Origin of the sequence: Streptomyces sp. NBC_00234 (assembly GCF_036195325.1) — a bacterium.
In the GTDB taxonomy this organism is placed as follows: domain Bacteria; phylum Actinomycetota; class Actinomycetes; order Streptomycetales; family Streptomycetaceae; genus Streptomyces.
The window spans coordinates 3,009,536-3,033,544 of sequence record NZ_CP108101.1 but is presented as its reverse complement, the minus strand read 5'-3'; the positions used below and the strand labels follow the sequence as shown (position 1 = coordinate 3,033,544).

Here is a 24,009-nt window from a genome sequence, read left to right as displayed (position 1 = left end):
CCGGGCGAGGCCACTGCCGGTCCGTCAGAGAGCGTCGGACTTCGGTGCGCTCACCAGCTTGCCGAGATCGATCAGGCCGGCCAGCGCGTGGTAGCCGTTGTCGTTGAGGTGGAGCCGGTCGCCGCAGTCGTAGGCGGGCAGGAGGCGGTTCGTGGCGTACGGGTCGCGCACCGCCCGGTCGAAGTCCACGAACTCGTCGAAGACGCCGCCCGCCCGGATCTGCTCGTTGACCGCCAGCCGTACCGCGTTCCGTTCCGGCGTCCAGGTGGCGAAGCCCTCGAACGGCGTCAGGGTGGCCCCGACGACCCGCAGGCCGCGCGCGTGCGCCTGTGCCGTCAGGGCGCGGAAGCCCTCGACGATGCGCTGGGGGTCGGGCTCCTGGGGGGCCTGCTGCACGTCGTTGATGCCGAGGGCGATGATCACGGTCTTCGCCCCGGCCACCGACAGGACATCGCGTTCGAAGCGGCTCGTGCCGCTCGGTCCGCCCAGCGCGGTCGGGCCGTCGGTCAGGAGCCGATTTCCCGCTATGCCCTGGTTGACGATGCCGTACCGGCCGCGCAGCCGGTCGGAGAGCAGGTCCGGCCAGCGGTTGTTCGCGTCGGTCGTGGAGCCGCTGCCCGCGGCGAGCGAGTCGCCGATCACGACGATCGAGCCGGGCGTCGTCTTGTTGCGGACGTCCACGGCCGTCAGATAACGCCAGTTGGTGCTGCTCCAGGTGCCCCGGTCGTCGGCCAGGTAGGACGTCTGATGGGTGTTCGGGTGGAAGGTGACGGGTCCGGAAGCACGCGGGGTGCGGAAGGCGACGATCAGGTCGGCATCGGCGGCCACGGGTACGACGACCGGGTCACTGACCACCTGCTTCCCCGCGGGGACGGTGATGGTGGGCGCGCCTCGGAACGTCACAGGCCGCGTGTTGACCGTGACCTGGTCGACGACGAGCGGGCGCGTACCGAAGAGGTTGGACAGGGTGATGCGGGCCGCGTCGCCACCGACGCTTGTGTGCACGGTGTTGCGGATGGTGCGTCCGGGCAGACCTTGTGCGGTGTTCGGTTCGGCGCTGACGGCTGCTGCGGTCCACGTAGCGACCCAGGTACCGGCGGAGTTGGCCGGCGCCGCGGGGGTACGGGCCGCCGCGTGCGGTTCCGGTTCGGGACGCGGCCCCGGCCGGGCGCCGGTCAGCAGCGTCGTACCGAAAGCGATGGCGGCGGCGAGTGCGGCTGTGCCCGCCACAAGGGCGATGAGCAGGGCAGGGCTCTGGCGCCTCGGCATGTGCGGTGTGTCTCCTCGTGAAGATCGAACTGGTCCCATGATGCGACAGGCCGACGGGAACTCGACATGCGGCCCGGGAGTAGGTGAGGTAAGGACAATGCGTACGGCACGGGGGCGACTCGTACGCGGACGGGTGGAACGCATGGAACGGACCGAATCCGGAGCGCACGACGCCGGGCAGGACGCGGAGCAGGGAGCGGCGAAGGTGACCGAGGCCGGGAAGCGCCCGGGGCAGTCGGAGGATGCGGGCAGCGGTCGGCGCTCCACGCCGCTCGCCGTGTTCGCGTACACGGCGGCGGACGAGGAGAAGAGCCGCGGCGTGCGCCGCATGAAGACCACCGCCACCGGTCTGCTCCTGCTCGTCGCACTGGTCTATGTCCTGGCCACCTGGGCGAAGAGCGCAGGTGTGGACGGCTGGCCGGGCTACGTTGCGGCGGCTGCCGAGGCGGGGATGGTGGGCGCGATGGCGGACTGGTTCGCCGTGACGGCGCTCTTCCGGCGCCCCCTCGGCCTGCCCATCCCCCACACCGCCATCATTCCCACGAAGAAGGATCAGCTGGGGACGTCACTTGGTTCCTTCGTGGGGGAGAACTTTCTCTCCGGAGAGGTCGTTCGTGACCGAATTCACGCTCTCGGGGTCGGTGCGAGGCTCGGTGCGTGGCTGGCGGAGCCGGAACACGCCGACCGTGTCACCGCCGAACTCGCCACGGCGCTGCGCGGCGCGCTGACCGTGCTGCGGGACTCCGACGTCCAGGCGGTCGTCGGCGAGGCGATCACCCGGCGGGCCAACGCGGCGGAGATCGGGCCCGGCCTCGGCAAGATGCTGGAGAAGATCGTCTCCGACGGCGGTCACCGCAAGGTCGTCGACCTCCTCTGCGTACGCGCCCACGACTGGCTGGTCCTGCACGGCGATTCGGTGATGGACGCGGTACAGGGTGGGGCGCCGGGCTGGACGCCGCGGTTCGTCGACAAGCGGGTGGGGGAGCGGGTCTACAAGGAACTGCTGCGGTTCGTCACGGAGATGCGGGACATGCCGGGGCACCCCGCGCGCGGCTCGATCGACACGTTCCTGACGGACTTCGCCGCCGACCTCCAGACGGACTCGGACACCCGGGCCAGGGTGGAGCGCCTGAAGTCGGAGATCCTGGGGCGCGGCGAGGTCCAGGACGTCATCGCCTCGGCCTGGGCGTCGGTGCGCACGATGATCATCGCGGCTGCGGAGGACGAGCGGAGCGAACTGCGGCTGCGGGCGCGGGCCTCGCTGATGTCGCTGGGCGCCCGGCTCGCGACGGACAGCCGGCTGCAGGCCAAGCTGGACGGCTGGCTGGAGGACGCGGCGGTGTACGTGGTCACGACGTACCGCTCGGAGATCACGTCACTGATCAGCGACACCGTCGCCGGCTGGGACGCGGATCAGACGTCGAAGAAGATCGAGGCGAACATCGGCCGGGACCTCCAGTTCATCCGGATCAACGGCACGGTGGTGGGCGCGCTGGTGGGCCTGGTGATCTACACGGTGTCGCACGCGATGGGGGCCTGAGAACCGAGCCTGCCCGGCGGTTGATCCCTGTACGGGGGCGGGACAACCGCCGGGCAGTCCGGCGAACGCTCAGTCCGCCGGGCAGTCCCGGCGAGCGCTCAGACCGCCGCGCGGCGTGTAACCGCCCAGGACGCCGGGCGGCCCCGGCGGACGCTCAGACCGCCGCGCGGCGCGTGACCGCCCAGGACGCCGCGGCGACGCCGCCCGCCACCGCGAACACGGCCGGCCAGGCGCCGACCTTCTTGGCGAGCGGGTGCGAGCCGGCGAACGCGGCGACGTACGCGGCGGTCAGCCCGGCGGCGGCACGCGGTCCCGCCTGCCGGTTCCACTCGTACGCGGCGAGCGACCCGGCGGCGGCCAGCGCGACCCCGCCCAGGGGCCGCTTCTTGGTCCACCGGGCGACTCCGTATCCCCCGACGAGCCCGCTCGCCGCCACCGCCGCTGCCGGAATCTTCGCCATTGCCGCCACCTTCGCCTTCGTGCTCACGTCTCGCCGTCGAGGCAGACGCGCCGCCCCTGGCATGTGTATGGTCTGAGCCAATCGTACGAGGGGGGTCTCATGCGTATCGGAACGGGTTGTCGTGCCGCCGCGATGAGTGTGGTCGTCGCGGCGTTCCTGGTGTCCTGCACCAGCGCCTCCTCCGGGGGCGGGCCGGGCGGCAACGTACCCGAGGTGCCGGCGGCCGACGCAGCCGCGGCCCAGGCGCCCACCCCCAGTCCCGCTCCGGAGTCCGGCGGAGCGCTGGGATCCCTACCCTCGCCCGGTCCCGTGGCGGTGCGCGACGCGTTCGCGGGGCTCCAGGCGACGCTGAACGAGACCTGCACCCCGGGTGCGGGGGACTGCGCCTACTTCCTGGGCCGGGTCACCGCCGAACTCCAGAGTCTCGACACGGCCATGAAGGCGGACGCGAAGGGGCCGGGCCACTTCAAGGAGCCGCTGGCCTGGACGGGCACGCTGTGGAAGACCCTGGACGGCGACACCTCCGCGGAGAACCTGGAGAAGCACCGCGACGAGCTGGTGGACACCCGCGACCGCATCAACACCTGGATGCAGGGCCACCCCGACGACTACCGCTAGCGCCTCTCGTCGGGGTCAGCCGGCCGCCGGGTACTCCGTGGCAGCCGCCGCCGGCCGGTGGCCCGGCCAGGCGTTCAGGGCGGTCGCCAGCTGGGCGCGCGAACGGACGTCCAGCTTCTGGTAGATGCGGGTGAGGCGGGCTTCGACCGTCTTCACGCTCAGGTACAGCTTCGCTGCCGCCTCCTGGTTGCTGGCCCCCTGGCCGACCAGGTGCGCGAGGCGCAGTTCCGCGTCCGTGAGGGAGGACAGGGTGTTCCCGCGGGCCGGGGACGGTTCGGCCGTACGGGGGGACGGAGTCTCCGTCGTCAGCCCCAGCCACGGGGCCGCCCCCGCCCGCTCGAAGTCGGCGGCCGCGGCCTGCAGCGCACTCTGGGCGGCCGACCGCCTGCGGCGGCGGCGCTCCACGCGGGCGAGCGCGATCAGCGCCCGGCCGCGCTCCAGCGGCAGCCCCGCAGCAGCGAACCGTTCGGCCGTCCGGGACAGCAGGCACGCCGCCTCGTCCGGCTTCCCGCTCGCCGCCAGGTACAGCGCGTACGCCCGGTCGCAGCCGAGCAGAACCGTCGTGTGGCCGAGGCGTTCCGCGACCGGACGCACATCGGCGAGCAGGGCCGCGGCCTCCTCCGGAAGGTCGTTCGCCAGCAGCGCCTCGGCCAGCTCCTCGTGCCAGCGCAGCATGGAGGGGTCGACGGTCGACTGGGCGCGTTCGTCGGCCTGTACCCGGCGCAGGGTCTCCAGGGCGGTCGCCACGTCCCCGATGATCAGCTGGACCCGGCCGAGTACGTACAGACTCCGGGCGAGGAAGACGCGGTCGCCCTCCTCCCCGGATGCCTGGACGCTGCGCCGGGCGTAGCTCGCGGCGCGCTCGAAACTGCCGCCCGCGGTCTCCGCGAGGGCCAGCGCGTACCAGGCGGGCCCGGGCGAGAGGCCGGCCTCCAGGGTCAGGGCGAGAGATCGTCCGGCGTGGGCGAGCGCCGCCGCGCACTGCCCCCGTCGGGCCTCGGCCTCCGCGAGCGTACGGAACAGCTCGATGGCGTCCTCGACCGAGCCGCGGCGCTCGACCAGGGGAAGGAGGGCATGGGCCTGGTCGCGGGCGTCGGTGAGCCGGTCGTCGAACAGCGCGTGTCGGATCGTCAGTATCTGTGCGGCGTTACGGATGCCGAGCGGACGCTCGAACAGCTCCAGGGCCCGGGCCTCGGCGAGGACCCGCTCCGTGTCCGGCGAGCCGAGGACGCGCTCCATGCGCGCCTGTACGGTCAGAGCCCTGGCCGCCGTCCTGCGGTCACCCACGGAGTCGGCGAGCGCGGCGGACTCGACAGCGACGGCCCGGGAACGCTGGGGGTCGCCGTCGGCCAGGACGTACTTCACCGCAAGACGGAGCTGGACGGCTGCCCGCAGTGCCGTGTCCCCTTCGGAGTCCTCCATGGCGTGGACATAGTGCTCGTCGAGGTTGCTCAGCCCCTGACCTGCGGTGTCCAGCACCGCGAGCCTGACGCGGACCCGGTCGGCCGGTGTGGCGTCGCGGGCCAGGAGATCGGTGGCCGCGCGCATGGCCAGGTCGGCGCGGGCCGCACGGGCGGCTTCCTGGGCGGCGTCGACGAGCCGGGCGATCCGCGCCGCACCGTGCTGGACGGGTGTGGACTCGGCAGCGAGCAGGGCCAGTTCGGCGGCCAGGGCGCTGTTCCCTCGGAGCCGGGCGGTGTCGGCTGCCGCCGCGACCTCCGCGGCCAGTTCCTCATCGGGGGTGTCCGAGGCCAGCGCCCGGTGCCGTACCGCCTCGACGGGGTCGTCCACGACCCGCGCGAGCGCGGCGTGACCGGCGCTGCGCTCGGTCCAGCAGGCGTCGTGCACGAGCGTCGACGGCAGCAGACCGGCTGTGAAGCCGACCGTCCCGTCCTCCTTGAGGGAGATCAGATTCGCCCGCTCGGCCGCGGCGAGGTCGGCCTCGGCGGTGGGGCGGCCCGCGCGGCGTATCAGCGTGGCCGTCGGGCGCAGCGCCAGCGCGGCCAGCAGGAGCGTGGAGCGAACGGCGGGCGAGGAGACGCCGAGCAGTTGCCGCGCGATCTCGCGGGCCTGCCCGGACAGCGACAGCGCCTCGGCGTGGTGCACCGGAGTCCGGGCGTCGGCGAGGGACCGGCCGACGGCGAGCGCGAGGCGCGGGTTGCCACCGCTGGCCTTGTGGATGCGACCGGCCATCCGGGACGGCAGTCGGTGATGGATGAGGAGTTCGGCGATCTCGTCGGCGTGCAACGGCGGCACGAACAGGACGTCGGCCTCGGACGGTGCCCACAGGGGTTCCGGGCCGGCGGCGTTCGGCTGTCGCGTACCGGTCTGCGGCGTACGGGAGTCGGGGCTGTACGCCTCCGGTGTCTCGACGGCGATCACCCGCAGTGCGGCCGGGGCGAGATGGAGCGCGAAACGCAGGAGGTCGGCACTGGCGGCGTCGATGCGCTGGATGCCGTCGAAGACCAGCAGGGTGGGGCCGCGTGCGGCGAGGGTCCGCAGGATCTGGGTGAGGGCCAGCCGCAGGGCGATGGGGTCCCAGCCGCCGTCGGGGAGGGGCGCCTCGCGGCACAGCATGGCGACGGCGGTCCGCTGCGGGCCGGGCAGCCCTTCGAGGATGCCTGCCTCGCTCACCCCGGCCGACCTGCTTGACCCGTCGTGTGTCCCTCGTGCCCCGCCTGTCCTGTCGTGCGTTCCGGGTGCCGGCCAGGTCACGCACGCCGATACGGACGCGACGAGGGCGGCGGCAGCCGCACCCGGGATGTCGCGGTCGGTGGGGAGCGTGGGGAGCCACAGCACGGTCTCGCCGCGGGACTCGGTGCGCGCGGCGACGGCCAGGGCCAGTTCCGTCTTGCCCACCCCGGCGGGACCGGTGAGCAGGGCGCGCCCGCGGTCGTCCAGGACCCGTTCGAGCCGCGCGAGGAGCTGCGCCCGCCCGACCGGCGCAGGGCGGTACGTTGCCGACGTCACGTACCCACCACCACCTTCCGGCGTGCGCGAGCCCGCTGCCCGTGCGAGAGCAGAGAATACGAAGTGGACCGCTGCCGTCCAGGCCCGGTGTCGGCATACGGACCGACCGGCAGCGGGGCGCGCCCGCGGGATTTCCCGCGAACGCGCCCCTGACCTGCGGTTATGTACCCTGACGGGCGTCTCAGAAGGTGAGACTCCAGGTGTCGATGTAGCCGGTGTCACCCGATGCCACGTCGCGGACCTGCAGCTTCCAGGTGCCGTTGGCGACCTCGCTCGACGCGTCGACCGTGTACGTCGCGATGACGTTGTCGGCGCTGTCCGAGGACGACGACGCCTTCAGGTTGCGCACCGTGCCGTCAGGCGCGACCAGGTCGACGACCAGGTCGCCGCGCCAGGTGTGCTTGATGTCCACGTCGACCCTGAGGGTGGCGGGGGCGTTGCCCGTGCGGCCGGTGACCGGGATCGACGAGGTGACGGTCGAGTTGTCGGCGATCGTCACGTCCGTCGCGTTGCTGAACGTCGTGCCGACGGGGGTGGTGCCGGTGACGGCGTTCACGGTCTTGGCCGCATCGGCGATGCCGGCGCCGCAGCCGCCGGTGCAGGTGCCGGGGAGCGGCCTGGCGTTGCCCTTGATCGCGGACTCGATCTCGGCCGGGGTCAGGGTGCTCTTGGCCGACTTGAGGAGTGCGGCGAGGCCGGCGATGTGCGGGGCGGCCATCGAAGTGCCCTGGTAGGGCTTGTAGTTCTCGGTCGACTGCGTGGTGGTACCGGAGTTCAGCGTGGAGAGGATGCCGTTCTCGGGGGTGGTGATGGTACCGGGCGTGTCGGTGGCGCGGCGGGTCTCGCCGCCGGGCGCGGAGACGTCGACGATGCTGCCGTAGTTCGAGTAGAACGAACGGTTGCCCTCACGGCTGGTGGACGCCACGTTGATGACACCGGCGCAGTTGGCGGGCGTGAAGCCGGAGGCGTTGGCGTTGCTGTTGCCGGCCGCGACGACCACGGTGGTGCCGCGCGACACGGCGCCGTTGATGGCGGTCTGGTAGACGCTGGGGCACGTGGAGCTGGCGCCGCCGAGGCTCAGGTTGATGACCTTGGCCGGGGTCGCGTTCGCCGCGACGCCCGGGACGGTGCCGCCGGATGCCCAGGTGATGGCGTCGGCGATGTCCGAGGAGGAGCCGCCGCACTTGCCGAGCACCCGCACGGGCTGGATCTTCGCGCTGTACGCGATGCCCGCGATGCCCTTGCTGTTGTTGGCGGTCGCCCCGATCGTGCCGGCGACGTGCGTGCCGTGCCAGGAGGAGTTGCTCGCCGTGGAACCGGTGCCGCACTCACCCGCCGTGGCGTTCCAGTCGCCCTCGTCCTTGGCGTCGCTGTCGCGGCCGTTGCCGTCACGGGCGTCCGCGGAGGAGGAGATGAAGTCGTATCCGGAGACGACGTTGGCTGCCACGTCCGAGTGGGCGGCGTAGCCGGTGTCGATGACGGCGACGGTGACGCCGCTGCCGGTGCCCTTGTCCCAGGCGCCGGGGACGTTCATGCCGCCGGTGGCCTCGAACAGGTCCCACTGCTTGGCGTAGTCGGTGTCGTTCGGGGTGACCGCCATCGCGTAGGCGCGGATGTCGGGCTCCACGGACGCGACTGAGGTGTCCGCGCGGAAGGCGTCCATCACCTCGGCGAGGTCCTTCTTGGACGCCTCGCCGCCCAGGTCGACCAGGGCGGCGCCGCCGGCGAGGCGGCGCTCGAACGACAGGCTCTCGCCGGTCTGTTCGGCCTTGGCGGCCGCATCGCTCTTGGCAGCCGCGTTGGAACCGGCCTCGGCAGCCTTGGACTTGTAGGTGACGATGACGTTCTCGACCGGCGCGGTGGGCAGCGTGGTCATGGCCTGTGAAGCCGGAGCCGGCTTCGGCGAGGGGGCCGCCGGGGCGGCGGCGAGCGCCACGGAGGAAGTGGCAACGACACCGGCGATCGTGGCAGTTGCTGCCACAACGGATATGAGTCTCCGCCTGGAACCGTTCAAGGTGTTCCCTTTCAATGACTACTCGTGCGGAGCGCGGCGGGCGGCGCGAGAACCGCGGTGCGGCGTGGGGGCCGCGATCCGCAGTTCCTGGGCGGGGTTGCCCGTGCGCCGACGCCGACGCCACGGCCCTGGTCAAGGCCGTCACCGGAGGGACCCCTGTTTACGTGCACCTGACACCTAGGAGTCAGGAGACGAGGTCTACCGGTGCGGCAGACAGTAGGGAACGGGGAGATGAACCCGATACGGGGAAAACCCTTGTCCGCGGCGGGGTCCGGGCGGCGGGTGGTCTGGACCGGCGGGACCACGGCTGCACGGACCCGGTGCGCGGGAGCGCCCGGCGGGACCACGGCTGCCCGGACCTGGTGACGCGGGAGCGCCCGGCGGGCACGTACGCCTGAGCGTGGGCGGGCGGCACCGGCGGACACGAGGGAGCCCCCGGCGTGCGGACGCGCCTGGGGCTCCTGCCGTCCTCGGAGGTCTCAGCCCCTCAGCGTGATGCCGTACCGGGTGCGCAGACGGTCGATCTCCCACCACACCAGGGCCGTCACCGACGCCGGCCCACCGAGGACGGCGAGGACCTGGACCAGGGGCGGACCCGGAGGCATTCCCCCCACCGCCAGGCTGATGGCCGCGAACTCCCACACCAGTACGCCGGTGAGCAGCGCCGGCAACGCGGCATGCACCTCGGCGGTGCTGAACGCCGAGCGGACCACCGTGGACGAGGCGAACGCCACGAACAGCGTCACCCACAGGGCGGGCAGAAGCAGCGCCAGGGAGAGGAACGGCGCCCAGGCGACGCCGTCCACGGCCTGCCGGACGAAGAAACCGGCGGCGAACAGCACCGGTACGGCGGTCAGGGACCCGAAGTACCGGAGCGCCGTGCGGACGGCCGGGCGGAGCCGGGCCCGCATGGGCTGCCGCGCGTGCGGCGGCGCGCAGCGCATGAGGATCGCGACCACGACCGGCGCACTGAGGAGGAGCAGCCACGGGGTGACGGCCAGCCGCAGCGTGAACTGGTCCTGGGCCTGCTCCCACTCCTCCGGATTCCCGTACGCCACCAGCAGGAGGAAGGTCGCCGCGAGGGCGGCCCAGGCCCGCGCCTTCTGCAGGCGCGCCACGTCGGGGTCCTGAATCCGGTGCCGGGCGATCTCCGGGAACACCTGACGGGCCTTGGCGCGGGCCGACCGGGCCATGGGGTAGAGCACGAGCGGGGGAAGGAGGAACGACCAGAAGCAGAGGAGGAGAACGGCCCACACACAGCCGTGGATACGGCGGGCGGGACGCAGCAGCTCCCGCAGGGTGGGCCAGTCCCCACTACGGAACCGCTGCCACACGGTGGCGGGCGGATATGGATGCGGGTTCCGGTACGGACTCCCGCCCCGGTTCGGCTGCCACGACGGCCCGTACGGTCCGTATCCCCCGGAAGACACGCTGCTGATCTCCTGATGTCACGTGACGCGGAGCGGAACCCGCGCCGTCAACTGTCCACTAAAGAGAACGACATGATCACACGTCAAAAGATCCCGGCCGGTCTCAGTCGACGAGCGACTGGCTCAACTCGCTGCGCTCCGACGTGTGGACGACGCGCCCGAGCGCCCCGTTGACGAGAGGCATGAACGGCGGAACATGACCGCACTCGACATCGGCAAGGATCGGTACCCCCAGCGATCCGAGCGCGTCGATCACCGCCTCGTGCTGCGTGAGTGAGGGCGCGTCCGGCGCCGAAGTGCGTGCCACCAGGACGGCGTTGGCCTGGTCGAAGAACCCGGCCATCCGCATCGCGTGAAGGGTGCGGCAGATCGTGAAGGCACTGTCACCCCCGGCCTCGACGTACACGAGAAGCCCTTCCGGGGCGTGGTCACGGGCGAAGGCCGGGACGTCCCCGTACGGAGTGCCCGCCAGCCCGCCGACGGTCTCGACGCAGCCCCCGATGAGCCGCCCCGAGACGTCTACATCGCCGTCCCCGTCCAGCCGGGTCCACCGGCCGGGGGTGTCGAGCGTGACGTCACGTACCTCGGGGAAGGCATGGAAGTCGTCCCAGCCCGAGCTCCGATGGCGCCCCGGCGGTGTCTGCGTGAACCGCTGCCCCGCCGGCATGGTGACGATGTCCAGCCAGGACAGCAGCCCCTCGGGCACGCGGTAGGGCGTGTCCATCAGGTTGTTGCCGTGCACGGTCGCGATGCCGGTGAGCAGGGTGAGCGGCGTGATGAGGGTCGAGATGTCCGAGTACCCGACGACCCAGGTGGGCTCGGCGTCGCGCAGCCGCTCCTGGTCGAGCAGAGGCAGCAGGTCGACGGCGGTCTCCCCACCCCACGGCGGCACCACGGCACGGATCCCGGGATCGGTCAGCATCCCCGTCAGCTCCGCCGCCCGCTCGGCCGCGGGCGCACTGACATGCCCGGCACCGTCCATGCACTCCCCGACGACGACCTCGTACCCCCGCGCCTCCACCTCGCGAACCGCCACGTCGAGCCGCGCGCGCAGCTCCTTGGGCACTCCACTGGAGGGCGAGGTGACGCCGATGCGGTCACCGGGGCGGAGCGGGCGCGGATATCGAATGGGCATGCGGGGGAGCATGCCACGCGACGCGGAGCGTCACCAGGCAAATACGGGCTGGCCGCCAGGCCGCCCGCCCGATACCGACCCACGCACCCACGCACGGGCACCCACGCCCCCACGCCCCCACGCCCCCACGCCCCCACGCCCCCACGCCCCCACGCCCCCACGCCCCCACGCCCCCACGCCCCCACGCCCCCACGCACGGGCCCCCACCCGCCCCCACCCGCACCACCGGCCCCCACCTCCCCCAGGCTGACGCACTCGGCTTGCGGACGCTCCGTAGCCATGAACGCAACGCAGAATCCGCATTCGGACTCGTGGTTGGAACGGACGCCCGACCGGGGAGGAGGGGATCATGGCCGCTCCGACGAAAGCCGATGTCAGGACGCTGGACCGGCTCGCGGGCCGGCAGCGGGGCCTGGCCACTCACCGGCAGCTGCAGGCTGCCGGAGTGCACCGAAGCACGATCAGGCGCCGCTGCGCACCGGGCGGACCGTGGCAACGGGTGCTGCCCCGGGTGACGTTGATACACAGGGGAGCTCCGGACCCGTACCAGCGGATGCTGGCTGCGGTCCTCTACGCGGCGGTGCCGGACTCCGACCCCCTGTCGGGCGCGACGGCCGTGGTGACGGGAGAGGCCGCGCTGTCGCTCTACGGGGTACGCGGCACGGGCAGCGAAACGGTGGACGTGCTGCTCGACGAGCCGCGCAGGATGCGGGACGTGGCGTACGTACGCATCCGCCGCACCCGGCGCCGGCCGCCCAACCTGCTCCTCGAAGGCGTGCCGTGCGTCCGCAGACCGCGCGCGGCGGCGGACTTCGTCGCCCGCGAGACGTCCCCGGACCGCGTGCGAGCGGTCCTGGCGAACACCGTCCAGGCAGGCAGGTGCGACCCGCGGGACCTCCTCGCCGAACTCCGCGCGGGCCATGCCCTGCGCGGGGCCCCGGTACGCGCGGCAGCGGAGGAACTCCTCGTGGGCGTCCGCTCGATCGAGGAGGGCCGCGCCCGCGACGCACTACGGGCGGCCGGAGTCCCGGACGCCCTGTGGAACCCCACCCTGCTCACCCCGGACGGCCTCTTCCTGGCGGTCCCGGACGCGTACTGGCCCCGCGAGGGCGTCGCCCTGGAGGTCGACTCGGAGGAATTCCACCTGGGCGTGAACGAATACCGCGCCACCCTCCGCCGCCGCCTCAAACTGGAGGCCCACGGCATCGAGGTGGTGAGCGTGGCCCCTGCGCTGGTACGCGACCACCCGGAGGAGGTGGTAGCCGCGATCCTCGCCAAACTACGCCTGGGCGCGGGACGGCGGGAACCGGTTGCGGTGGTGGTGCGGGGTTAGGAGCGAGAGCGCGCCCTACGCGCTGAGAGTTGTCACAAACTCAGCCCATGCGTTGGGTTGGACGAAGATGCGGGCCCCTTCGGGGCACTTTGAGTCACGTACACCGACGACGGTGTGCAGGTCGGCCACCTCGACGCACTCGGTGCCGCTGCCGCCGCTGTACGACGACTTGAACCAGTGCACGCGTTCGGTGTCCATCAAAGCTCCCCAATGACCCGATTCAGGAGCGCGGCAGACTGGTCGATATCCAATGCCTGCGCACGCAGGTACTCGAACGCCAACCTATAGCGCGCCAGTTCCTGCGGCTTCTCCATGAAGAGCCCACCGCCGATGATGTCCACGTACACGACGTCGAGCTCGGGCGCAGGGCCGCCGAGGATGACGAAACTGCCGACTGCTGCGGCGTGGGCGCCTGCCTCGAACGGCAGTATCTGAACGGTGACGTGGGGCTGGGATGCTTGCTCGGCGAGATGCTTCAACTGCTCGCGCATGACGCCGCGTCCACCCACCATGCGCCGGATAACTGCTTCATCGATCACGGCCCAGATATGCGGAGGCTCGACGCGAGTGAGAAGCTCCTGGCGCTTCATGCGGATGTCCACCATGTGGTGGATCTCCTGATCCGTGCATCTCATCTCCGAGGCCCGGTGCACTGCCTCCGCGTACGCACGCGTCTGGAGGAGCCCCGGCACGTACATGCACGCGTAGTGGCCTTCGCTGACCACTTCGTCTTCGAGCGTCAGCATGAGGTTCATCGACTCGGGAATCGGGTCGGCGAGGGAGCGCCACCAGCCCTGAATGCGCGCTCCCTTGGCCAAGTCGACGAGCAACGCACGCTCGTGGTCGGAGGCGCCGTACTCACGGCACAGGGCGTCAACGGCAGGCCATTTGACGGTGCCTTCCTTCGTTTCGTAGCGACTCAGAGTCGCCTTTGAGATGCCGACTCGGGCACCCGCATCCTCCAACGTGAGGCCCTTGCGCTCGCGGAGACGGCGTAGGTCTGCGCCGAGTTGGCGTCTACGAGTGGTTGGTCCGACTGGCATGGCCGTCCTTCGTGTTGATCCCTCAGAGGGTGCATGGTGTGGCGCTCTCCGAGCAAGACAGCGCACCCCGGGGGCGCGCGTCGACTCTCGTGCTCCCGTCAGTCACACATGAGAGTTCCAAAATGAGAGTTTCACTGTCACTGTATTGATGAGCATGAACACTCTGGGTGACCGCGCTTGTCGAGGGAAGTGATCGGGATGGATGGGTGTCGTTTCGGTGTCGTCAGGAAGGCATGGGATCTGCCCTTTCGGGCGGAGGCGGAAGAGTTGGCCGGCTTGCGCCGGGTGATGCGGCTGCACCTGGAGCTCTGGGGCCTGCCTGGCGTGGTCCACGCGGCGCAGCTCTGCGTCACCGAACTAGTGACGAACGTGATCAAGCACGTCGGGCCGGGGACTCGGGCGTGCCTGGCTGTCGCGATGAGCGGCGCCAACCTCCGGATCGAGGTGAGCGATCCTGACACGCACGCGCTGCCCACCTTCGTTAGGGCAGCCGATATGGCAGAGGAAGGGCGGGGGCTTGGCCTTGTCGATGGCGTTGCTGAGCGGTGGGGCGTCATTCTTCGTGGCGACTCCAAGGTCACCTGGTGCGAGTTGGCTACGGGCCTTCTCTCGCCAGCGGGCCACGTTGGTGGGCCACGTGTGGCGAAGGCAGAGGCGGTGCTGGGGCTCCTTCAATTGAGGCATGCACCGGAGCCCTTGCCTCGGTTGAGAGTGGTGCGAGGGGAGGCGGTGGCGATCGACCTCATCGCTGACCTCCTTCACTGGCTACGCGCTCACGGATGTGACCCAGATGAGGCGTTGGACCGCGCGCAAACTCACTTTGAGGCCGAGTTGGCGGATATCCGCTGAGTTCATTTCAGTCAGGTTGCGACTGCTTTCGGACGCTCGTGTCAGCTCAGTCCGCGTGGTGATCGGGCCGCCTCGGCCGGGCGGCAGCATGTCCACATGCCTGCATACAGAGCGACCTTCGGTCATGTGAACGATGTTCTCCCCGGTACTCATTTCGAGTCACGACGCGCGGTCAAGGACGCCCAGCTTCACAAGGAAAGTGAGGCGGGCATCTCGTGGGGGCGCGATGAGCAGGATGAGCGGGCGGCTGACGCGATCGTGCTCAACAACGGTTATGAGGACGATGTTGATGGGTGGGACGAGATCACGTACACCGGTGCTGGAGGGCAGACTCGGAACTCCAGCCGCCAGACCTCGGACCAGACCTGGGACAACAAGGGCAATGCCAGTCTCCGGCGGAGTCGAATCAAGGGGAACTGCGTCCGTGTCATTCGGGGCAGCGACGGCGAGCGGGAGTACTCGCCGGCCTCGGGGTATCGGTACGACGGTCTGTACGAGGTTGTCGCCGACTGGACCGAGGTGGGCAGAGCCGGATTCCAGATCTGTCGGTTTGCCTTGCGTCGGCTCCCGGCCGCACGACAGGAGCTCACCTCAATCGAGCAGCAGGTCCAAGACATGCTCGATCGCAGGGGGCAGGCATCGACCGACGAAGGGGGCGATGACGACACCGCGCCCAGGAGGCGGACTTCTACGGTCGAACGCATTGTCCGCGACACTGCAGTCGTCCGGCGGGTGAAGCGGTGGCACGGATTTGCCTGTCAGGTGTGCGGCCTTGCTCTGGCCGTCGGAGCGGATGGCAGAAGCTATGCAGAGGGTGCGCACATACACGCACTCGGCGGGGCAGACGGTGGGCCGGATGTCGATGGCAACGTCTTGTGTCTATGCCCGAATTGCCACGTGCAGCTGGATCGCGGGGCCATCTTCCTGACTGATGATCTGCAGGTGGTGAACCGGTTTGCGAGGGATGGGGCTCCAGGGCGGGCGCCACTGAGGACCGTGGCGCAGCACCGCATAGAGGAACGATTCATACGAGCCCACCGTCGCTTCTGGCGCATAGGTATCGACTCTTAGCCGGCAGCAATTGCGGAGTAAGTCAGCACATCCGCTGGGATCTCATGGCGGAGCTTCCAGACGATGCCCATAGGCTTGCTGCCCTTGTGCTTCACGTACTCGGCAGGGCCGAGCAGCATCCACGGCTGGGGTCCGCCGATGTCCGTCTTCTTGTAGCGGCGGACAAAGAGGAGGACGTGTGTGCCTTGCTCCTTGTGGTTCTGATAGCGGACGCCGGTGGGGGAGGTCTCAGATGTTTGGTTCTGAGACTCCCAATGGAAAAGGGAGTCGTTGAGGGCGTAGTCCTTGTAGCGGGTCTCTGGGGAGAAGTCCTTCTCATCCTTTTCGAGCGTGATGAGCAGGGCGTCGGTCTGGATGCCCTCACACCACTTCACGCCCTCGCGGAAGTGCCCAGGCATGAAGCTGTCCACGGTGGACTGGCCCAGTGCGGGGAGGATCTCTTCGCGGCTGTACGAGGCGTGGACCGTCAAGGGCAGGCTGGCGTGCGTGCCGAGGAGGGGGACGGGGACGTGGGCTGCCTGGTCCAGGACGTGGGCAAGGATCTGGCGTAGCTCGTCGCGGAAGGCTTGTTGGGGCCGGAGAGTGTCGAAGCCTGCCTGGTAACTGGTGAAGTTCCCGCCCAGCGGCCACAGGGAGAAGAAGAACATGCGGGCGTACGCCTGATCTTGGCTGCTGAGTTCGTCGTACGTGGGTGCATCGTCGATCAGGAGCTTCGTGTAGGCGGTGACGCGGAGCGGGTCATCGACGTGCAGGAAGGCCGATGCGCGCTTCAGTAGAGCCTCTTCGCCCTCGGGGCCTGTCGCGTTGAGGAGCTTCGCGCGGCGGAGGAGCCCCGTCCAGGAGTTCCCGTTGCCTCGGTAGAGCTCCTTGAGCTCTCGGCCGCTCTCCCTGAGGTAGTCGGCGAGGAGCGGCTCGGCGTAGGACGCCACCTCGCGGGCAAGTTGGGTGACGTTGACCCCGATCTGGTTGCGGATGTTGTCGATGATCAATTCCTTGGCCTTCGTCTCAAGGATGATCTGGCAGCCAGAGGGCAGCTGGGGGAAGTCGTGCTCGATGCCGGAAAGGAGTCGATTGCGTGTCAGGTTGGTCAGCGCGCGGAATTGTTCTTCGAATCGGAATTCCTTGCGATGCTGTCCGATGAAGTCCAGGACAGTGAGGACGGCCTTGCCCTCGGTTCGGCGCAGCCCGCGGCCCAGTTGCTGCAGAAATACGGTGGCGCTGGAGGTGGGACGGAGCAGGAGCAGGGTGTCGACGTCGGGGACGTCTAGGCCCTCGTTGAAGAGGTCGACCGAGAAGATGACCTGGAGCGCACCCGTTCTCAGCTCATCCAGCGCTGCCTTGCGCTCTTCCCTTGGGCTCTCCCCAGAGAGCGCGACGGCCGCAAGGCCCGCTCGACGGAAGAAGTCGGCCATGAAGTGCGCGTGTGCGACGGAGACGCAGAATCCGAGGGCCCGCATGGCGCCTGGATCGGCAATCTTGTCCTTCACGGCCTGCACGACGAGTCTGGCGCGGGCGTCGTTGCCTGTGAAGAGGCTGCTCAGAGCCGTCGAGTCGTAGGCTCCGCGCTTCCATGTGACAGCACTCATGTCGGTGTTGTCGGTGATGCCAAAGTAGTGGAAGGGGCTGAGTAGGTCGTTCTCCAGAGCTTCCCAAAGCCGCATCTCGGCTGCGATCCGGCCCTCGAAGAACTCATCCTGAATGTTCAGACCGTCCATGCGCTCAGGCGTGGCTGTGAGGCCGAGAAGTTCCAGTGGACTGAAGTGATCCAAGAGCCTGCGATAGGTGGGCGACGTGCCATGGTGGAACTCGTCGATCACGATGACGTCGAAGTGGTCGGGAGCGAAGCGCTCCAGTGCACGCGGGTTGAGGGACTGGACGCTGGCGAATACGTGGGTCCAGTTATCGGGAATCTCCCCGGCGAAGAAGAGCTCGCCGAAGTTCGCGTCGACCAGAACATTCTGGTACACCCGCAGGGACTGTTCGAGGATCTCTCTGCGGTGGGCCACGAAGAGGAGCCGCGGGTCACGGCCGAGCTGCTGTCGTAGGCGCTTGTAGTCCAGAGCGGCCATCACGGTCTTGCCCGTACCTGTTGCAGCTACCAGCAGGTTGCGGTGCCGGTCATGCACTGTGCGCTCGACCTCAAGGCGTTCGAGCATGTCACGCTGGTGGGGGTAGGGGCGGACTTCCAGCCCCGAGAGCGTAATGCTATTTCGCACGTGGGTGGAGGTGCCGCTGGCGTGTGACAATGCTTCGTCGAGCCGCTGGGCATCACTGTCTGGGTCATATGACTCGAAGGCTGGCTCGCTCCAGTAGGCATCGAACGTTGCCTCGAACTTTCGCAGGACAGCAGGCGTGGCCACAGACGACAGTCGTACGTTCCATTCGAGACCGTCGAGGAGAGCGGCCTTGGACAGGTTGGAGCTGCCGACATACGCCGTGTCGAATCCGCTGTCCCGGCGAAAGAGCCATGCCTTGGCATGGAGGCGGGTGGAGCGGAGCTCGTAGTTGACCTTCACTTCGGCGCCGAAGTCCTGAACCAATCGGTCCAATGCGCGACGCTCTGTGGCACCAATGTAGGTCGTCGTGAGCACGCGAATGGGGATGCCCCGCTCCCGGGCAGCTGCCAGCGACTGTTCAAGAACGCGGAGTCCGTGCCACTTCACGAACGCACAGAGGAGATCAACCCGGTCGGCTGTGGCCAGCTCGGCGCGGAGCTCGAAGCCAAGGCTCGGGTCGTCGGGCGAGTTGGTGATCAGCGCGGTGTCAGAGAGCGGAGTGGCAGGTCGAATCGCGTACACGCCAGGAGCCTCTTGCTCGGCAACGGCGAGCAGCTGACGCGGGCCATCGGCAACGAGGTCTACCCACTGCGTCGTGCCCTCGATGGTGTTCAGGGACTCCAGGATGTGGTTGGCGGCCAGGACCTGTTCCGCAGGTGAGAGGCGCTGAAGCAGCTGCCGTACGGTGTCGCCGATGTGCCGAGCGAGCACATGCGGTGTGGACTCCTGCCCGACGGTCGCGTCGATGGCGCGCCAACCTGCGGCATCAAACTCTTTCAATCGTGCTTCGAGTCGATGAGTGATGAGCGTTTCGTACAGCCCAGCAACTGGCGCCGCATCTGCGAAATCGTTGGGCATGGCCGAGTCCCCACATCTCGTCACGTTGATACGTGAGCAGTTGTATCAAGGGGCACTGACAGCGGGGCCAACTTGGCGCTGTGTTGTTCCCGCCCGCTCCCGAGCGCTGTCGTCAAAGCGGTGCTCTCTGTCAACTCGCGTGAAATAATGGCGCGTTCAGGGGCCTTCCCAGGCCGCTTCGGAGTGGACGGCAATGGCGCCGATAGGGGCAAGCGGATGACGGACGGGTCGGGCGTGGGTGGGCAGGTGCCGGGGGAAGGGGTCGGGACCGTCGAGTTGCGGATCGGGGTGAGTGGTACGCACACCCGGCGCGATGATCTCGAAGCGCTTGATACGTGGCTGCGGAGTGCGCCCGACCTCGAAGAGGTGCGTGAGGCAGATCAGTTGGCCGTCGGGCGGAAGGACTCGGCGCACCAGACCGACGCGATGAGTGGCGAGCTGATCCAGGACATCGTCCTCGTGGTCTCCGTCGAGGTGGCCCGGAACGTCGTCGACAAGGTGTGGCGGTCCGTGGAGACCTGGATCCGTAACCGGCGCAGGTTCGCGGATCCCGAGGAGACGCCCCGCGTCACCCTCGACGCGCCCACCACCGGGCCCGGGGCCGGGCTGGGGCGTGACACCGATCGGGACGGTGAAAGCAGCGGCGGCGGAGAGGGTGGCGGGCGGCGGGACGACGCGGCCCGTGACGGGAGCCGGGCGCGTGGTGGCGACGAGGCCGGGGAGGTCTAGGCGTCGTGCCGCCGTACAGTGCGCGCGGCGAGGAGGGCAGGGGCAAACGGCATCGTGCGGTGATCGTCGGTGTCGAGCCCTACAGCGGTGACCGGAATGACCTTCCCGCCGTCCGGAGGAACCTCCGGCTGATGGCCGAGGCGCTGACGGCCGAGGGCTCCGGGGTGCTCGATCCTGAGGATCTCGTCATGGTTCCGGGGGACGGTGAGCCGCGTGCCGTCGATCCGCTTCAGGTGCGGGCCGCCCTGCGCGCCGCCCGCGACGAGGTCGACGGGCTGCTCATCGTCTACTTCGCGGGGCACGGCATCGTGCGCCCCGACGGCAGCGACCTGCATCTGCTGTTCACCTCCTCGCGGGTGACGCGGGACCGGCGGCACCCGTTCGTGGACGCGCTGTCCTGGCGCGACGACGTGATGCCGGAGCTCTCCAAGGCCCGTGCCGACTGGGTCGTGGCGATTCTCGACTGCTGCTTCGCGGGCAACGCACTCCATGCGTTCAACCCGGCCGTCGGGCAGAACTTCGCCCTGCTGACCGCCGCGGAGCCGGGCGTGGAGATTCCGCCCGGCGACCCCTCGGCCGGTACGGAGTTCACCCTCCGTCTGCACCGGCTGCTGACCGGGCGTTCGGCGGCCGGGGAGCCGGCCACGTTCACCCGGATCGTCACCGAGATACGGGAGGCGATGGCGCCCCTCAAGGCCGTCGACGGACACCGGTGGATCCCCGAGGAGCGGCGGCACGGGGACGATGTCCTGCTTGCCGTCCCGGGGACTGGGGGTGGGGGGAGCGGATCGCCCCCGGACCACGGGGAGAGGGAGAAGGAGGGCGCGGGGGCTCGGCGTGGAGGTCGTCACGGGGAGCGTGCGGGGGACGGCCCCCGAGCGGATGCCGGGGGCGGCCCTCGGGCGGATGCCGGGGGCGCGGGGGTGCCGGTCGCGCGGCCGTCCGTCGCCGGGCGGCGCTGGTTACGGCTGCCGCGTTCCGGGGCCGTACGGCGGGAACTGCCGTTGCCGGGGCCCGTACGACGGTGGTTGCGCTCGCCGCGCGGCCGGACGATCGCCCTCGTCCTCGCCGGTGCTGTCACCGTGACCGGGGTCGGTACGTGGATGTCCGGGAACCTGCCCGGCCGGGTGCCCCGCGCCTGTCCGCCCGCCATGGAACTGCGGGTGCTGACCGATCCCGACCTGCGGTCCACCGTCGAGAAGGCGGCGGACGCCTACATGGAACGCGGGAACGGCTGCCGTTCCGTCGGGATCACCACGTACGACGCCAAGGCCACCGACGTCGTGGCCGCCTTCCGGGCCTCCTCGCTCTGGCGGGACCCGCCGCCCACCTGCCCCACCACGGGCGACTGTCTCCGGCCCCAGCGCGATGTGGGCGCGCAGCCGGACATCTGGATTCCGGCGGCCGGGAGTGCCTGGCGCCAGGTGATGGACGGTGCGGGGGCGGGGAAAGGGACGGAGAAGGGGAAAGGGACGGAGAAGGAGACGGGAGAAGGGGGTGGAGGGGCGGGGGCCGGGGCGGCCGTCGGGAAACGTGTCGTGACCTTCGAGTCCCTGGGGTCCGTCGCCTATACGCCGATGGTCCTCGCCGTGCCCGTCAGTATGTCCCTGGCGAAGGCCCTGCAGACCGGCAACCCCCTCGGCTCGATCATCTCCGCTCTCCGGGAATCGCAGCAGCGCCAACGCCCCGTCTCCGTACTGCGGCCCGACCCCGAGGGCACCGACGGGGCGCTGCTGGCCACCGAGGCCCTGTACGCCTCACCGGGCTCCGGGCCCGTGTCGTCCCTCGAACAGAGCATGGTGCAGGCGCTGCAGCCGATGCCCGGCACCGCCAGGGAGCTGATGTGCGCGCTGGCCGACGGCTCCCGCAACAGCCTGGAGGACAACGCCGCCGTTCTCGTGCCGGAACAGACCATGGCCCAGTTCAATCTGCCGTCCAGCGACCCGGGCCGCCCCGCCTGCGCGACGGACACCCTGGAGGTCCGCACCGCCCAGTACCCCTCCGACGTACCGGTGCTGGATCTGCCGTTCCTCCGCGTCACATGGGACGACGCGGGCCGTGACGCCGAGGCGCGCAAGGCGGAGGTGGAGCGCTTCCACACCTGGCTGGCCCAGGACCCGGCGGCGCAGAAGTACTTCACGGCGGACGGATTCCGGGGCGTGAGGAAAGGCAGGCCCGCACCGCCCGACGAGGGCTCGCCGCTCACGGCGGACCTCAACGACGTACGCGAATCGATTCCGCCGACGGGCGGGAGCCCCGTCACGGCCGGCTCGCTCGGCGAGACCCTGCGCCGCTACCGGCAGGCGCTCGGTCCCGGCCGGGTGCTGTACCTCCTGGACAACTCGACCTCGATGGCCGACAAACGGCTCTGGGACGGCTCCGGGCGGGCCAAGGAACTGGTGACCCGGTCGATGAGTTCCCTGGGCGCGGGCGACACCTACGGTGTGTGGTCGGTCGCGTCCAGGAAGGGCGCGGATGTGGTGCCGTTCGGGCCGCACACTCGCGCCGACGCGCAGAAGGCCGTGGCCGCGGCCCGGACCGCCGATGTCGACGCGCGCATCGTCGACGGGCTCCGAGACGGGCTCGGCACACTGCGCGGCGGGCCCGCCGAGGATGATCCGCCCCGGCTCCTCGTCCTGGTCACCGACGACGAGGATTCCGCGGACATCACGAAGAAGGAGCTGGCGGAACTGGTCACCGATGCCGAACGGGCCCCACTGGTACGGGTCGTGGTGGTGTCGTTGCGCAGCGGTGGCTGTTCGTCCGGCCGGCTCAACGAGACGATCACGGAGGCGACCGGCGGGCGCTGCCTCGATCTGTCGGACGACATCCCGACCGAGTTGACCGCCGAGGTCGCCAAGACGGGCACGGGGGACGCGGAGTGACCACGCACAGGGGATGGGGAGGGGGCCGTCGTGTCCTCCTCGCCGCCGTACTCGGCTGTCTTCTCGCCGCGTCCTCAGCCGCCTGTTCGGGCGGTCCCGACGGAACGCCCCAGCCGGACCAGGACGACAAGGAAGCCGCCCAGGGGCCGATCGTCGTCGCCAGCGGGCTCGATGTCACCGGGTCCGGCGGTGTGCGGCAGCAGCTCATAGAGGAGTGGAACCGGCAGCACGCCGGATCGAAGGCCCAGCAGGCCAAGCTCGTCGAACTGCCCGGCGGCGCCGACCAGCAGCGCAGCCAGCTGCTCGGCGCGCTGCAGTCCGGGAGCGCGGGCTACGACGTGGTGAACCTCGACATCACCTGGATTCCCGAGTTCGCCGAAGCCGGGCTGATCCGTGCGCTGCCGGACGAGGAGCCCGTCGACCTCGACTTCATCAAGGGGGTCGACCGGACCACCGTATGGAAGGGCCGTTCCTACGCACGGGCCTTCAACACCGATGTCGGACTGCTCTACTACCGCCCCGACCTGCTGGAGGACGCCGGAATCCAGCCGAGCCGCCACCCCACCCTCAACTGGGCCTGGGGCGACCTCAACGCCTCCATGAAGACGCTCGCGCTCAGCCCGGACCGGAGCGACGACCAGGCGGGCTGGACCACCCAGCTCAAGCAGTACGAGGGGCTCACCGTCAACGCCGTCGAGGCGTTCGCCAGCGCGGGCGTCGAACTCGCCGACGAGGAGGGTACGTACGTGGCGAGCGAGGCGGAGCTCAAGAAGGGCCTCGACGAACTCCTCGAACGGGCCCACCACGAGCGGATACTGCCCACCGCGGTCTCCTCGGACGAGACGGCGACGCTGGCGGATTTCGCGGCGGGACGGGTCGCCTTTCTTCGCCACTGGCCCTATGTGTACGGCGCGTTGAGCGGCCTGCTGCCGCCCGACGCCTACTCCGTGAACCGGTTGCCCGGCAAGTCCGTGCTCGGCGGGCAGAACCTCGCCGTCACCGCCGATTCGCCGCGTGCCGAGAATGCCCGCGAACTCATCACGTTCCTTACCTCGCAGGAGAGCGAACGCTGCCTGCTCGACGCGGGCTTCGCCGCTACCCGGGCCTCCGCGTACAACGGGAAGTCCAGGCCCTGCTGGCCCCGTGTCGCCGCAGCACTCCGCCCGGCCGACGACTCACCGAAGGCCGCGGCCACCGGTCCGTCGTCCGCGTCGCCCTCCCCGGTGGGGGAGGGCGGCGCGAGGGGCCAGGGGGCGCAGGCACGTGCCGCATACACGATGACGCTGAGCCGGGCGCTGAACGATGCGGTGCAGCGCCCGCGTACCCCTTACTACGGAGCGTTCACGCAGGTGCTGCAGTCGCACGTGCACGACCTGCTGACCGCCGAATCGCCGGACAGCGACAAGGCCGCCGCCAGACTTGACGACGCTCTGCGGGACGCCTTCGAAGGGAAGTGAACGGAAGGCGTCCGGCGACGCGGGTGTCACCACTCCTGCCGCCGGACGCCTCGTCAGCTCCTGTCTTCGGCC

17 protein-coding genes are annotated in these 24,009 nt (G+C 70.0%); 8 read left to right on the top strand and 9 right to left on the bottom strand.

Features of this window, described 5'->3' with window-relative positions; all coding sequences use genetic code 11:
* Window positions 1-24: 24 nt before the first annotated feature.
* Complete coding sequence (locus tag OG230_RS13125; RefSeq protein WP_328910373.1) at window positions 25-1,269, bottom strand: SGNH/GDSL hydrolase family protein; 1,245 nt, start codon at window positions 1,267-1,269, stop codon at window positions 25-27.
* A 142-nt stretch (window positions 1,270-1,411) separates the two neighbouring features.
* Here OG230_RS13125 and OG230_RS13120 point away from each other — a divergent pair, with 142 nt between their 5' ends.
* Window positions 1,412-2,809: a DUF445 domain-containing protein gene (locus OG230_RS13120; protein WP_328910372.1), complete on the top strand. Its 1,398-nt coding sequence runs from the start codon at window positions 1,412-1,414 to the stop codon at window positions 2,807-2,809.
* 154 nt (window positions 2,810-2,963) lie between these two features.
* Here the strand turns inward: OG230_RS13120 and OG230_RS13115 are convergent, their stop codons facing one another.
* A complete protein-coding gene (locus OG230_RS13115) occupies window positions 2,964-3,269 on the bottom strand; it encodes a hypothetical protein (protein ID WP_328910371.1) in 306 nt (101 codons plus the stop codon).
* Window positions 3,270-3,368: 99 nt separating this feature from the next.
* Here OG230_RS13115 and OG230_RS13110 point away from each other — a divergent pair, with 99 nt between their 5' ends.
* Window positions 3,369-3,887, top strand: coding sequence for a hypothetical protein (locus OG230_RS13110; RefSeq protein ID WP_328910370.1), 519 nt, complete (start codon window positions 3,369-3,371; stop codon window positions 3,885-3,887).
* Between the two features lie 15 nt (window positions 3,888-3,902).
* Here OG230_RS13110 and OG230_RS13105 read toward each other — a convergent pair whose 3' ends face one another.
* The 4 genes from OG230_RS13105 to OG230_RS13090 all read right to left on the bottom strand — a co-directional run bounded on the left by OG230_RS13105 (window position 3,903) and on the right by OG230_RS13090 (window position 11,436).
* Window positions 3,903-6,857, bottom strand: a complete 2,955-nt coding sequence (locus OG230_RS13105; RefSeq protein WP_328910369.1) for a helix-turn-helix transcriptional regulator — start codon at window positions 6,855-6,857, stop codon at window positions 3,903-3,905.
* A gap of 181 nt (window positions 6,858-7,038) precedes the next feature.
* Window positions 7,039-8,838 (bottom strand): S8 family serine peptidase, encoded by a 1,800-nt coding sequence (locus OG230_RS13100; RefSeq protein WP_328910368.1) that lies wholly within the window; start codon window positions 8,836-8,838, stop codon window positions 7,039-7,041.
* 512 nt (window positions 8,839-9,350) lie between these two features.
* A complete protein-coding gene (locus OG230_RS13095) occupies window positions 9,351-10,301 on the bottom strand; it encodes a hypothetical protein (protein ID WP_328910367.1) in 951 nt (316 codons plus the stop codon).
* A 103-nt stretch (window positions 10,302-10,404) separates the two neighbouring features.
* Window positions 10,405-11,436 (bottom strand): S66 family peptidase, encoded by a 1,032-nt coding sequence (locus OG230_RS13090; RefSeq protein WP_328910366.1) that lies wholly within the window; start codon window positions 11,434-11,436, stop codon window positions 10,405-10,407.
* A gap of 349 nt (window positions 11,437-11,785) precedes the next feature.
* Between OG230_RS13090 and OG230_RS13085 the strand changes: the two genes are divergently transcribed.
* A complete protein-coding gene (locus OG230_RS13085) occupies window positions 11,786-12,769 on the top strand; it encodes a hypothetical protein (RefSeq protein WP_328910365.1) in 984 nt (327 codons plus the stop codon).
* Window positions 12,770-12,784: 15 nt separating this feature from the next.
* On the opposite strand, the gene OG230_RS13080 is transcribed toward OG230_RS13085, so the two are convergent.
* Both OG230_RS13080 and OG230_RS13075 read right to left on the bottom strand, forming a co-directional pair.
* Entirely contained in the window at window positions 12,785-12,967 is a 183-nt protein-coding gene (locus OG230_RS13080; protein ID WP_328910364.1) for a DUF397 domain-containing protein, read from the bottom strand.
* Complete coding sequence (locus OG230_RS13075; protein WP_328910363.1) at window positions 12,967-13,812, bottom strand: helix-turn-helix domain-containing protein; 846 nt, start codon at window positions 13,810-13,812, stop codon at window positions 12,967-12,969. Before OG230_RS13075 ends, OG230_RS13080 begins: the two co-directional genes overlap by 1 nt.
* A gap of 198 nt (window positions 13,813-14,010) precedes the next feature.
* On the opposite strand from OG230_RS13075, the gene OG230_RS13070 reads away from it, so the two are divergent.
* Both OG230_RS13070 and OG230_RS13065 read left to right on the top strand, forming a co-directional pair.
* Entirely contained in the window at window positions 14,011-14,661 is a 651-nt protein-coding gene (locus OG230_RS13070) for an ATP-binding protein (RefSeq protein ID WP_443051586.1), read from the top strand.
* 96 nt (window positions 14,662-14,757) lie between these two features.
* Window positions 14,758-15,732 (top strand): YDG/SRA domain-containing protein, encoded by a 975-nt coding sequence (locus tag OG230_RS13065; RefSeq protein ID WP_328910361.1) that lies wholly within the window; start codon window positions 14,758-14,760, stop codon window positions 15,730-15,732.
* Here OG230_RS13065 and OG230_RS13060 read toward each other — a convergent pair.
* Window positions 15,729-18,866, bottom strand: a complete 3,138-nt coding sequence (locus OG230_RS13060; protein WP_328910360.1) for a DUF3427 domain-containing protein — start codon at window positions 18,864-18,866, stop codon at window positions 15,729-15,731. The two genes, OG230_RS13065 and OG230_RS13060, sit on opposite strands and share 4 nt — an antisense overlap.
* Window positions 18,867-19,082: 216 nt before the next feature.
* On the opposite strand from OG230_RS13060, the gene OG230_RS13055 reads away from it, so the two are divergent.
* Genes OG230_RS13055 through OG230_RS13045 form a run of 3 tightly spaced genes read left to right on the top strand, consistent with a single transcriptional unit; the run spans window position 19,083 to window position 23,937 of the window.
* Window positions 19,083-19,595 carry a hypothetical protein gene (locus tag OG230_RS13055; protein WP_328910359.1) on the top strand — a complete coding sequence of 171 codons (513 nt, stop codon included), beginning with the start codon at window positions 19,083-19,085 and terminating at the stop codon, window positions 19,593-19,595.
* 5 nt (window positions 19,596-19,600) lie between these two features.
* The gene (locus tag OG230_RS13050) at window positions 19,601-22,480 is read left to right on the top strand and encodes a caspase family protein (RefSeq protein ID WP_328910358.1); all 2,880 of its coding nucleotides are present in this window, start codon (window positions 19,601-19,603) and stop codon (window positions 22,478-22,480) included.
* Window positions 22,477-23,937 (top strand): extracellular solute-binding protein, encoded by a 1,461-nt coding sequence (locus OG230_RS13045; RefSeq protein WP_328910357.1) that lies wholly within the window; start codon window positions 22,477-22,479, stop codon window positions 23,935-23,937. The genes OG230_RS13050 and OG230_RS13045 overlap by 4 nt, the downstream gene beginning before the upstream one ends.
* The last annotated feature ends 72 nt before the right edge of the window (window positions 23,938-24,009 follow it).